The 11441-nt window shown below is 66.3% G+C and carries 10 protein-coding genes; 2 read left to right on the top strand and 8 right to left on the bottom strand.

The features are described from left to right. Positions 1-125 precede the first annotated feature (125 nt). Positions 126-1322 (top strand): bifunctional phosphopantothenoylcysteine decarboxylase/phosphopantothenate--cysteine ligase CoaBC, encoded by a 1197-nt coding sequence (coaBC, locus tag A9973_RS16895; protein WP_183014877.1) that lies wholly within the window; start codon positions 126-128, stop codon positions 1320-1322. Positions 1323-1417: 95 nt separating this feature from the next. On the opposite strand, the gene A9973_RS16890 is transcribed toward coaBC, so the two are convergent. The 8 genes from A9973_RS16890 to A9973_RS16855 form a co-directional block, all read right to left on the bottom strand. Beyond that, a complete protein-coding gene (locus tag A9973_RS16890; RefSeq protein ID WP_183014876.1) occupies positions 1418-3946 on the bottom strand; it encodes a TonB-dependent receptor in 2529 nt (842 codons plus the stop codon). A gap of 103 nt (positions 3947-4049) precedes the next feature. Continuing rightward, a complete protein-coding gene (locus tag A9973_RS16885) occupies positions 4050-5021 on the bottom strand; it encodes a FecR domain-containing protein (RefSeq protein WP_255469191.1) in 972 nt (323 codons plus the stop codon). A 14-nt stretch (positions 5022-5035) separates the two neighbouring features. Then, positions 5036-5575, bottom strand: coding sequence for a sigma-70 family RNA polymerase sigma factor (locus A9973_RS16880; RefSeq protein WP_183014874.1), 540 nt, complete (start codon positions 5573-5575; stop codon positions 5036-5038). Positions 5576-5706: 131 nt separating this feature from the next. Beyond that, the gene (locus A9973_RS16875; protein WP_183014873.1) at positions 5707-6699 is read right to left on the bottom strand and encodes a tripartite tricarboxylate transporter substrate binding protein; all 993 of its coding nucleotides are present in this window, start codon (positions 6697-6699) and stop codon (positions 5707-5709) included. 115 nt (positions 6700-6814) lie between these two features. Continuing rightward, positions 6815-7504 carry an AroM family protein gene (locus tag A9973_RS16870; protein ID WP_183014872.1) on the bottom strand — a complete coding sequence of 230 codons (690 nt, stop codon included), beginning with the start codon at positions 7502-7504 and terminating at the stop codon, positions 6815-6817. Continuing rightward, the gene (locus tag A9973_RS16865) at positions 7501-8430 is read right to left on the bottom strand and encodes a DUF1177 domain-containing protein (protein ID WP_183014871.1); all 930 of its coding nucleotides are present in this window, start codon (positions 8428-8430) and stop codon (positions 7501-7503) included. The genes A9973_RS16870 and A9973_RS16865 overlap by 4 nt, the downstream gene beginning before the upstream one ends. Then, the gene (pepE, locus tag A9973_RS16860; RefSeq protein ID WP_183014870.1) at positions 8427-9131 is read right to left on the bottom strand and encodes a dipeptidase PepE; all 705 of its coding nucleotides are present in this window, start codon (positions 9129-9131) and stop codon (positions 8427-8429) included. The genes A9973_RS16865 and pepE overlap by 4 nt, the downstream gene beginning before the upstream one ends. 79 nt (positions 9132-9210) lie before the next feature. After that, positions 9211-9978, bottom strand: a complete 768-nt coding sequence (locus A9973_RS16855) for an IclR family transcriptional regulator (RefSeq protein WP_183014869.1) — start codon at positions 9976-9978, stop codon at positions 9211-9213. A 194-nt stretch (positions 9979-10172) separates the two neighbouring features. Between A9973_RS16855 and A9973_RS16850 the strand changes: the two genes are divergently transcribed. Beyond that, positions 10173-11429 carry a M24 family metallopeptidase gene (locus A9973_RS16850; RefSeq protein ID WP_183014868.1) on the top strand — a complete coding sequence of 419 codons (1257 nt, stop codon included), beginning with the start codon at positions 10173-10175 and terminating at the stop codon, positions 11427-11429. Positions 11430-11441 lie beyond the last annotated feature (12 nt).

Here is an 11441-nt window from a genome sequence, read left to right as displayed (position 1 = left end):
CCCCCAAGGGTTTTGCCCCCCTTGATCCCCCCTGAATGCATCGCGAACGGCGCAATGCCGCAATGCAGAATAAAATCACCCTCCATTCCTCGATTTCACGGCGCTGAACCCGCCGCCACGCCCTCATGCTCGATCTCGCCCGCAAACGCATCGTCCTCGGTCTGACCGGTGGCATCGCCTGCTACAAAATCGCCGAGCTGGTACGGCGCATGACCGAACAAGGCGCCACGGTCGACGTGGTGATGACGGAGGCGGCCACGCACTTCATCACCCCCGTCACCATGCAGGCCCTGTCGGGCCGGCCGGTCTTCGTAGACGCCTGGGATGCGCGCGTGCCCAACAACATGGCGCACATCGACCTGACGCGTGGCGCGGACGCCGTGCTGATCGCGCCCGCCAGCGCCGACTTCATGGCCAAGCTTGCGCACGGCATGGCGGACGACCTGCTGTCCACGCTGTGCCTGGCGCGCGCCTGTCCCCTTCTGGTGGCGCCCGCGATGAACCGCGAGATGTGGGCCAACCCGGCCACGCAGCGCAATGTCGAACAATTGCGCGCGGACGGCATCAGCGTCCTGGGCCCGTCGGCCGGCGAACAGGCCTGCGGCGAAACCGGCGATGGCCGCATGCTGGAAGCGCATGAGCTGCTGACCGACCTGATCGCGTTCTTCCAGCCCAAACTGCTGGCCGGCCGCCATGTGCTGCTGACCGCCGGCCCCACGTCTGAACCCGTGGACCCCGTGCGCGTGCTGAGCAACCGCTCGTCGGGCAAGACCGGCTACGCGCTGGCGCGCGCCGCCCGCGAAGCCGGCGCCCGCGTCACGCTGATCACCGGCGCCACTTTCCTGCCCGTGCCGCGCGGCGTGACCGCGCTGTCGGTCACCACCGCGCGCCAGATGCACGACGCCGTCATGGCCAGCGCCGCCGACGCCGACATCTTCATCGCTGTGGCCGCGGTGGCCGATTGGCGCGTGAAGAACGTCAGCACGCAGAAGTTGAAGAAGACCAGCGAAGGCGGCGGCGCGCCGTTGATGGAATTCGAACCCAATCCGGACATCCTGGCCGAAGTGGCCAAGCTGGAAAACGGCCCGTGGTGCGTGGGATTTGCCGCTGAAACCGAAAAGCTTGCGGAACACGCCGAAGCCAAGCGCGCCCGCAAGGGCATCCCGCTGCTGGTGGGCAACCTGGCGCACAAGGTCATGGACGCAGACACCACCGAACTGGTGCTGTTCGACGAGCAAGGCGCCCACCCCCTGCCCGCCGGCGACAAGCTGGACGCGGCGCGCCGCCTGATCGCCGAAATCGCGGCGCGGTTCCCGGCGTAGGATGGGTGAAGCGCGGGAGATCGGGGGCAAGAACCCCCGTCTGGAACGCGCGTAACTCATCAAACAATGCTGGCTTGCTAAGCCGATCCCCAGCGTCAGAACTTGTAGTTCACCGTCATCAGCGCGTTGCGCGGTTCGCCGTAGTAAGCGCTACCGTACGACCCCAACCCGCTGTAATACGTCTTGTCGAACAGGTTGTTGATGTTCAGCGAGGCGCTCAGCTGACGGCTGAATTCATATCGCGCCATCAGCCCCGCGATGGCATAGCTTTTCTGGTCGGCCACAACATCGCGTCCCCCAACGGAAGCCGTGTAATAGATGCGGCTCTGCCAGTACACGTTGCCGCCGATCGTCAATGCGCTCCAACGGCCCGGAAAGCGATAGGTCGTCGCCAGCTTGAAGAGTTGCTCGGGGTCGGTGGTGTTGACCTTGGCACCCGTCGCGTCCTTGGAATTGCGATAGGTATAACCCGCCATCACCTGCCATCCGGGTGCGACTTCGCCTACGGCGTTGAGTTCAAAACCATTGCTGGTGACGCCCTTGGCGGCGGTGTATGCCGCCGAACCGTCGGGGCGCGTCGCGTTCGGGTCCAGCAGCGCGACATTGCTCTGCTTGATCTGGAACACCGCGATCGCAGTATTGAGCTTGCCGTCGAAATACTCGCCTTTGGCGCCGACCTCATAGCTTGTGCCAGTCTGCGGATCCAGTTGACGGTTGTTGCGGTCGAAGTACCAGGCCAGGGGCTTGAAGATATCGGTATAGCTGGCGTAGACGGAGTTGTACGCGTCCACGTCATACACCACGCCGGCATAGGGCGTGACCTTGCCGCTCACATTGATGCTTGAAGGCTCTTGCCAGCCGTCGCCGCGCCAGACCTGGCTCCAGTCATAGGAATTGACCCGCGCGCCTGCGATCAGGGACAAGGCGTCCGTCGGGCGCAGCCGCACCGTGCCATAAGCCGCCCGCTGCAGCGTACTGATGGGCGCCTCCGACGTGACATAGCCGGTAGGCCTGGGCGGGTTGTTGTCCCAATGGAAGATGTCCGGGATGTCATAGCTGGTGGGCACGCCGTTGGACGAAATGCTGTGGCTGTTGACGGATGACAAACTCCAGCCCACTACGGCTTCGTGACGGCGCCCGCCTAATTCGAACGGCCCGCGCAACTGCAGATCAATCGTCTTCTCTTTGGAGCCTGACGGGAACTGAGAGGTGTAGCCCAGCATGGAATGCGTATCGGCATCGATGAACCCCACGCCGTTGGAAATCAGCGCTTCCTTGAGCTTGTTGCGCTTGTAGCCCAAGGCCACCTTGGCCTGCCAATCGTTGCTGAACTGATGGTCAAGCGTGGCAAAGACCTTGTCGCTTTCCTGAACCGTCCGCCCCCATTTGGCAGCGGGGCTGAACGAGCGCGGGAAAGTCGCCCGCGTGCCATCGCTGAAGAACAGCGGAATGTGCGTCCACGACGATCCGGTCCCCTCGTTTTCTTGATGGTCCAGGCCCAAAGAAAGCAGCGTGGAAGGCGTCAGGTCGGCTTCGACGATGCCGTAGAAGATGCGTTCCTTTTGCTGGTAGTAGTCGAAGAACGCGTGGCGGTTCTGCTGCGCGGCGACGACACGTCCACGGATGCCGCCACTTTCTGAGAGCGGACTGGACAGGTCGACCTCGCCGCGATAGCGGTCCCACGAACCGGCGGTCATGGCGATCTGTCCTTGAAAGTCGCGCGTAGGCCGCTTGCGCACCAGATTGACGGAGCCCGACGGATAGCCGGTGCCGTTAAGCAGCCCGCTGGCACCGCGCACCACTTCAATGCGGTCGTAGATCGCCGTGCTGGTGGTTGAAAACGTGTCCCAGCTGCCATCAGAGGTGGACAAGCTGGGCAGTCCGTCGTATTGGAAGTTGTCCAGGGAGAAGCCGCGCGACGAGAACGCGTAGCGTTGCGTGTTGTCCTGCGCCACAGTGACGCCCGGCGTCTGCTGCAGCACGTCGGCAATGCTCAACAAGCCTTGGTCGTCCATCTGCTGGCGCGTGATGATGGACACCGATTGCGGGGTCTCGCGCAGCGACAGGGTCAAACCGGTTGACGAGTCGGTGGGGCCGCCCAAATACGAACCGCTCCCTTCCGTCACCTGGCTACGGTGGTACCGGCCTTCGACCTGGATCTCGGGCAGGATTGCCGCATCGGCGGCCGACGAGGACGGCTGTCGGCGCAAGATCCAGGTGTCTGCGCCGCTCGGCACGGCCACCAGGCCTGTACCCGCCAACAGGCGCTCCAGGCCCTGCCGGATTGGATAAGCGCCATTCACGCCAGGCGACGCAAGCCCACGCACCAGTTCAGGCGGCGCGCTCACGCTGACGCCAGCGGCTTCGGCGAACCCGGCAATTGCGCCTGGCAGCGGGCCCGCAGGCACCTGGAACGCCAGGGTGCGGGCTGCCACGTCGGTTTGGGTGGCAGCGTCGGCTGCCGTCGCTTGGGCAAATGCCCGCGACCCCAAGGGCAGCACCGCTGATACCGCGACGGCGAACCAGCCAATGCGCAATGCGCGCGAAACAGGTGATACCGCGAACGAAGCCGGCGCAATCGCGGCTGCGGGGCGTCGGCGGGCGGAGGTCAAAGGGTTGGCCATGCGTTGTTCCTTGTAGGCGTGCCTGGATGTTGAAAGCTCACATCGAAGAGGACACGCCAGGTCCAACAAAAGGGCCAAAAAAAAGGATGGACTGCAAAAACGATCAGGAAGAGGCGCCGGCGGCCACCACCGTCACCCAGTAGCGCGTGCGGTACCGCGCCTGCACTGGCAGCAAATGCGCCAGGTTTTGCAGGATGGCATCGGTGTCGCGCAGCTGGAAGGCGCCCGTGATGCGCAGATGGCCGATTTCCGGGTCGCAGCGCAAGATGCCAGGCCGGTAGCGCGCCAACTCGGCGACAAAGGCGTCCAGGCACATATCGTCCACGGCCAGGATGCCGCCCGGCCATTTGTCGGCATCCGGCTGCGCCGTGCCAGCAGCAGCGATGCGGGACTGATCGAATCTGGCTTGCTGCCCGGCCTCCAGTCGCAAGCTGTCGGCCCCGCTGCGCGGGGTGACCTCGACGGTCCCACCCAAAACCGCGACGCGGCTGTCCTCATCCCCCTGCTCCACAACGAAGCGCGTGCCCAGCGCCCGCGCCGTGCCGTGGCTCGTGCGGACCCGGAACGGTCGGGCGGCGCTGTCCGTTGCCGTCTCCACGAGAATCCGGCCCTCTTTCAGCACCACCAGCCGCTCGGACGCGTCGTACACGGTATCGATGGCCGTTCGGGTATCCAGCCAGATCCGCGTGCCATCGGCCAATTGCACCTGGCGCTGCTCTCCCGTCGCGGTGGCGTGGGTCGCAGTCAGGTGCTGCCAGGGCACGGCACGCAATGCCAACCATGCGGCAGGCGGCGCCACCATCAGCAGCACCATTGCGCGCACCGCTGCACGGCGCCCGCAGGTCCGGCGCAACGTCGCCGCAGCCAGCGTCGGCGGCACGCTGCCCGCGTGTTGGCTGACCTGCAGCGCGCGCTGCCAGGCGCGCTCGTGATCCGACGCCCGGGATAGCCATTGCTCAAAAGCGTGTTCGTCCCGGGGCGTGGCATCCCCGCCATGAAGCAGCACGAACCACTCGGCCGCCTGAACGGCCACGTGGCGCGGCAGTGGCGGGTCGGGCAATGGAGAATTGGGCAATCCTGCGACGCCTGTCATGGGGCCAGCAAAATGCACTCGGTCATGGCCTGGGCCATGTATCGCTTGACTGATCGCTCGCCGATGTTCATCTGTTCGGCGATTGCCGCGTAGGTCAGGCCTTCAATCTGGGACAGGATGAAGACCGTGCGCACTTTGGCCGGCAACCCGTCCAGCATGGTGTCGATCTGCTGCAGCGTTTGCAGGATGATCAGTTGCTGCTCGGGGGACGGCGCCAGCGCTTCGGGCAGCAACGCCAGCGTTTCCAGATATGCCTGTTCCAGCGCCCGGCGGCGCAGGAAGTTGATCAGCAAGCGGCGCGCGATAGTGGCCAGATAGGCGCGCGGTTCGCGCAAGGCCCCTGTCGGCGCGGAGGGAGCATCGCCAGCCGCAGCCGGCGCCAACAGGCGCAGGAACGTGTCCTGCGCCAAGTCAGCCGCATCGCCCGAGTGCTTCAGCCTGCGCCGAAGCCAATCCTGCAGCCAGCGGTGATGCTCGCTGTACAACGTCTGGACGTGTCCGTGAGGTGCGGATGATGAGGAGTCGGCGGCGGACATGGGCGGCGGAAGGCGGACGTTGAGGCGATTGCGCCGGATGCGGGTCCGGAGGCCGCAAGGGAGCGGTGCCGGATTCTATAATGAGAGTCAATCTCATTGCAAACCTACGCACCGCCGCCGTCCAAGCCCGCTTACTGCTCCAGGCTGATGTTCGCGGTCTTCACGATTTCGGCCCACTGCTTGCGGTCGTTTTCCAGGAACTGGCTGGTCTTCTCGGGCGTCATGTCCGTTACCGGCTCCGAGCCCAGGCCCGCCATCTTCTCGATCACACCAGGCTGCTTGAGCACGTCTTGCAGCGCGGCGTAGTAGGCCGCCAGCACGTCGGCGGGCAAGCCTGCCGGCGCGAACACGCCCTGCCACGTCGGCATGTCGAAACCCTTCAGACCCTGTTCGTCCAGCGTCGGCACGTTGGGCAGTTGGGGCGCGCGCTTGATCGATGCGACCGCGATGGCCTTGACCTTGCCTTGCGAGGCCAGGGGCGCCGCGGTCGAGATGTTGTCCATCGTCATCGCGATGTGGCCGCCCAACAGGTCGGTGATGACCGGCGCGGCGCCGCGATAGGCGGCGTGCGGGACCTTCACGCCCATCTTGTACAGCATGGTCTCGGCGATCAGGTGGTTCGAAATGCCCACGCCTGCCGTGCCGTAGGTGGCCGTCGGCGTCTTCTGGAAATAGTCCTTGAGTTCGGCCAGGTTGTTGGCCGGCACGTCCTTGTTCACGATGACCACGTTCGGCTGCACCGCCGCCAGCGTGATCGGCGTGAAGTCCGCGGGCTTGTAGTTCGTGCCCTTGGGATTCAGGACGTGGGTGATGGCCATGGAACCGGCCGCGGCGATGCCGATCGTGTAGCCGTCGGCAGGCGATTGCGACAGGCGGAACGCCATGATGTTGCCGCCGGCGCCGGCCAGGTTTTCGACGACGACCGTCTGGCCCAGCCGCTGCGACAGCGGTTCGGCCAAGAGGCGCGCCAGCGTGTCGGCGGAGCCGCCGGGCGCGAAGCCCACCAGCAGCCGCACGGGTTTCGTGGGCTTCCACGCATCGGCGGCCATGGCCGTGGAGGCGGCCGTCAACGCGCTGACGGCGAACAGGGCGCCAACGGCGCGGTGCAGAGTAAGGCTGAACATGAAAAGACTCTCCCAACGATAAATTGACGAAGACTGCTTCGTCTCCCCTCGCCGCTCGTTCGGCATGGCGGCGGACAGGACGCCCGCCGCCATGCATCGGCCAGCTACGGCGGCGTTATTCCAACAATTGCGACAGCGCCTGGGCGACCAGCCGGTTCGACAGCAGCACCGGCCGGCCCGACGCCTGCGCGACCGCTTCGCGCATGCGCGCGGCATAGCCCATGCAATGCATGACGATCAGGTCGCAAGACGCCAATGCCTGGCCCGCTTGCGCGAAACTGCGCGCGGCCTGTCCGGCGTCGGCCTCGTAAGGCGAGGCGTGCACGACCTGCGTCTCGCAAGACAGCGGCACGGCCATGTGAAAGAAATCGACCTGCTCGGCCAGTGGCACCACCAGCCCTACCTTGCGGCAGTGCTGCGACAAGCCGGCGACAAGGTGGTCGACGACCTGCTGCGGTTCGACGACCAGCGTGCGCATCGGCGCGATGGCCGTGCCGGTGCACAGCGGCACCAGCACGTCGTAGCCCGCGCCGTCCGCCTGCCGCATGACCTCGGCCAGCCGGGCTTCGGCGGCGGCGGCATCCAGTTCGATCTGGGCGCCGTCGCGCAGGCGCGTGGCGAAACGGTATGCGCCGTCCTTCGGGGCCAACGCGGCAAGCGCCGCGGCATCCAGCCCGTCGAGCGCGCCGAATTCGTCGATCCGCACGGCGTCGCCCAGCAGCCGCGCCATCTCGGGCACGACATCGCTGCGCGGCGATTCGCCGATGGTGAAGAAGGCCACCCGGCGCGATTGCGGCGCGCTCATGCCGCGCCGCCGTCTACGCGGCCCACGGTCTGCAGGTGCGCCATCGACCCGTAGCGGCGTTGCAGCGCGTGCCACTCCGCGTCGTCGAAGAACGTCATCGTGCGCTGACCGTACAGTTTGGCGATCTCGATGCAGAAGCGCATGGCGACGTCGGCGTCCACGGCGTTCGTGACGCCCGTCGCGCAGCCCGGCACAGTGGTCTGCGCCGTCAGCGCCACGCCCACGACCGGCGCATCCGTCACGATGGCCGGCTGCATCAGCGAGTTCACGTGCCACAGGCCGTTCTCGTAAGGCGTGATGTCTTGCGTGGTCAGCGGCAGGGTCACGGGCAGTTCGCCGCTGACCCAGCCCATCACGTCCAGCATGGTTTCCGGAATGCGCAGCAGGTAGCCCTGCTTGGCCACCGGCGTCAGCGCCACGCCGCGCTTGTTGACCAGGCGGTTGCCGCGCGTCGTATCGACCGACAAGATCGCGTCCATGCGCGGGTCCACCTCGTGCGACATCATTTCGCGCATGGGGAACGGCGAACGCATCATCGGCACCGGATGGTGCGGCCGCGTGCCGGCGCGCGGGCAGATATGGGTGCGGATGCGCACGGTGCCGGGCAGGACGTCGCCCTGGCGCGCCATCGCCATCAATTTGAGCGCCGCGGCGATGGCGACGACCGCGCCGTCGCTGTCGGACACCAGGCCCGTGACGGCCGGGCGCGCGCCGATGCCGCCCAGGCGCCCCACGATGCCCAGTTGCGGCGCCGCGTCATCGGCGCCGGGGATCACGATGGACAGGAAATCCGTGGCCGCGCCGTCGCGTTCAAGGCGGGTCACGTCCACGTCGCACTCGCCGGCCGCGCGCAGTACCTGCGCCACGGCCTCGCCCGTGATGTGGGCGGACGACAGCAGTTCGATGGTATCGATCACCTGCTTCATGCCGAGATCTCCAGCGGGCCGGGACGGAACACGCGCGGCTCGGCCAGGCCCAGGAACAACGGTGCGTCGTGCGGACCGATCAGCGCGACCTTGCCGCCCCGCACGCGCAGTGCGGCGCCTTCGGGCAGCCCCAGCACGGGCATCTCCGGATTCAGCGCGCAGAATTCGGCCAGGCGCTGGGCGCGCGTTTCGCCGCGGTGCCCGGGCGGATGGGCGTTGGTGTAATGCGGATTGATCTGGAACGACAGCAGGCCCAGCGCGTCGAAGCCCTCCGGGTCCGTGATGGGCATGTCGTTGGTGGTGCAAATGCTGGGGCACGTCAGGTTCGAACCCGCGCTCCAGCCCAGGTAGGCTGCGCCTGCGCGCACGCGGCGCGCGACCACATCCAGCAGGCCCTGGCGGCGCAACTGGCCCAGCAGGTTGAAGGTGTTGCCGCCCCCCACGATGATGAGCGCGGCGCTTTCCAACGCGGCCACCGGGTTTTCGGCGCGATGCAGGCCTTGAATGTCCAGGCCGGTGTTGGCCAGCGCCGACGCCACCAGCGCCGTGTAGTCGTCCCAGTCGCGCGTGACGCCGGCGAACGGCACGAACACCGCCGGCGCGCCGGGCGGCAGGGATGCGATCAGTTCGCGGATGTCCGGCATGGCGTGGACCAGATAGCCGGCATCACTGCTGGAATTGCTGAGTAGCAAGAGGTTCATGGAAGAAGGTTCCGTCAAGGGTTCTGGGAGTGTTCTGGATGGCGTCGGCGCGGACGCATCGGAAAGGGAAAACGTCGGGTCAGGCCAGCCAATAAGGGTCGTTCAGTTCGCGGCCCAACGCGGCTACCTGCTGCAGCACGGATTCGCGCAAGCGCGCCACACGGGCCGCGTCGGCCTGGAACGACACGAAAGACAGGCACAGGCCGCGCAATTCGCCGGTCGCGGGATCGCGCACCGCGGCCGCCACCGCGCCGATGCCGGGCATGGCTTGATCGATGGCGACGCCGCAGTGGTCCGCACGCGTCTGCGCGACCAGCCGGGCCAGGTCGCCAACGGTCGCGGGGCAATCGCGGCCTTCCATCGGCAAGGGCTGATCGGTGTCGGTGCCGTACAAGGCCTGGAATTCGGCGTCGTTCAGGCGCGAGAGCAGCGCCCGGCCCATCGCCGTGCCCGAGGCGTTGCGGCGTGATCCGGGCGGCGACAGCACCTGCACCGGATGCGACCCGTTCAACCGCTGCAGCACCACGGTTTCACGCTGATTGAGAGTGGAAAGATAGGCCGTCAGGCCGCTGTCGTCCGACAAGCGGGACAGCACCGCGCGGCAGGCTTCATCCAGCGGCGTGGCGGCCATGCCGGCACGCACGGCATGGGCCAGCAAGGCGCCCGGGCGATAGCGGCGCGTGGCGGCGTCCTGGTCCAGCATGCCGTAGTGCTGCATCTGGTTGAGCAGGCGCGAGGCCGTGCTCTTGGGCATGGCCAGGCGCGCCGCAACGTCGGTAAAGCTCAGTTCCGTCGCGCCTTCCGCGTAAAGCGCGAGGACGCGTTGGACACCATCGAGAATGCTCATGTTTGTTCCATAAATCGGAACTTAAGTTCCTTAATTGGGAACAAGAATAATGCAAGGCGCGAAAGACGGTCAATACGGCTAATCCCTGTTTCGGATCCAGGCCCGGGCTCTGGTGAAGTCTCGCGAATTGATTAATTCATTTGAATGAATTAAATTGCGGACCTATCGCTTCTCCCACCCCTCAGGACTTCGTCATGCCTACGCCCCCCTCTCCCCTGACCCTCACCGAACGCGACCGCCGCTGGCAGCTTGCCCGCGACCTGATGCGCGCCGAGCACCTGGAAGCGTTGATCGTCTACGGCGACCGGGAAGCCTGCGCGCCTGCCGGTTTTGCGCACGACTGCTACTTCTCCAACGACCGGCCCGGATCCATGGTGGTTTTCATCGGCGACGAGACGCCGCGGGTCTACACGTTTGCCTCGCTGATGGTCGCCGACCATCTGCAAGCCGCATTGCGCGGCGACCTGCAATGGATCGCGCCCGAACAACTGTTCGTAGGCAAGACAGGCCGCGACGTCGGCGCCTGGCTGGCGACGCGCGGGATGAACGGCACCCGGATCGGCGTGATCGGGCTGGAGCCCTACCCGCCCTTCTACTTCGATGGCGCCATGCCCGCCCGGACGCTTCAGGCGCTGGAAGCGGCGGTGCCCGAAGCGAAGTTCGTGCCGGTGTACCGGCCTTTCTTCCAGCGGGCATCCGTCAAAAGCGGCGAGGAACTTGCGCTGATCCGCCATGCCGCGCATATCGGCGAAGCGATGAGCGAGGCGCTGCGCGCAACCGCCAAACCGGGCGTATCGGAGGCCGAGTTGGTAGCGGCGGTGACGGCCACCTGCTTTTCGATGGGCGGCTACACGGCCGAGATACTGCTTGGGTCAGGTCCGGAATATGTGGGGTGGGGCCCTGCGGCGTGGCAGTACCGCGCGCAGGCGCCCAGGATCCTGCGCGACGGCGATTTGATCCTGTCGGAGATTTTCGCGCTGTACGGCATGATGGAGACGCAGCATCAGGCCGCGGTGGCGATCGGCGACGTCCACCCCGATATCCTGCGCGCAGCCGAGGTGGCCCGCGCCAGCTACGAGGCAGGCGTACAGGCGCTGCGGGTCGGCAGCACCTTCGGCGATGTGGTCGACGCCATGGAGGCGCCGTTGCTTACGGCCGGCGGCTGGCACGTCCATCCGCTGATCCACAGCATCAATCCCTATGGTCCTGTAGGATTCGGCATCGCGCCGGGCGTGGAATCGCTGCCCGAAGCCGCCCGTTACCCCGAGCTGAAGCGATTGCCCACCGTGGGACGCGACGTGCCCTTGCAGGAAGGCATGTGCTTCGCCTTCGAACCCAATTGCGCCTTCGGGCGTCACATGGCTAATATCGGCGGCACCGTGCTGGTCGGCCCGACCGCGGGGGTCGAACTGAACGACAACACGACCCGCTTGATGCACGCGGACATCTAGCCAGACACGCCC

Source organism: Achromobacter sp. UMC46 (assembly GCF_014170335.1).
Taxonomy (GTDB): domain Bacteria; phylum Pseudomonadota; class Gammaproteobacteria; order Burkholderiales; family Burkholderiaceae_B; genus Achromobacter.
The sequence above is the reverse complement of the archived record's forward strand: the minus strand, read 5'-3'. Positions and strand labels throughout refer to the sequence as shown.

What these genes read in the sequence shown, in the direction of transcription:
- coaBC (WP_183014877.1), top strand. Translation starts at nt 126, where the DNA reads ATGCTCGATCTCGCCCGCAAACGCATCGTCCTCGGTCTGACCGGTGGC.
- A9973_RS16850 (WP_183014868.1), top strand. Translation starts at nt 10,173, where the DNA reads ATGCCTACGCCCCCCTCTCCCCTGACCCTCACCGAACGCGACCGCCGC.
- A9973_RS16880 (WP_183014874.1), bottom strand. Translation starts at nt 5,575, where the DNA reads ATGTCCGCCGCCGACTCCTCATCATCCGCACCTCACGGACACGTCCAG.
- A9973_RS16875 (WP_183014873.1), bottom strand. Translation starts at nt 6,699, where the DNA reads ATGTTCAGCCTTACTCTGCACCGCGCCGTTGGCGCCCTGTTCGCCGTC.
- A9973_RS16870 (WP_183014872.1), bottom strand. Translation starts at nt 7,504, where the DNA reads ATGAGCGCGCCGCAATCGCGCCGGGTGGCCTTCTTCACCATCGGCGAA.
- pepE (WP_183014870.1), bottom strand. Translation starts at nt 9,131, where the DNA reads ATGAACCTCTTGCTACTCAGCAATTCCAGCAGTGATGCCGGCTATCTG.
- A9973_RS16855 (WP_183014869.1), bottom strand. Translation starts at nt 9,978, where the DNA reads ATGAGCATTCTCGATGGTGTCCAACGCGTCCTCGCGCTTTACGCGGAA.
- A9973_RS16865 (WP_183014871.1), bottom strand. Translation starts at nt 8,430, where the DNA reads ATGAAGCAGGTGATCGATACCATCGAACTGCTGTCGTCCGCCCACATC.
- A9973_RS16890 (WP_183014876.1), bottom strand. Translation starts at nt 3,946, where the DNA reads ATGGCCAACCCTTTGACCTCCGCCCGCCGACGCCCCGCAGCCGCGATT.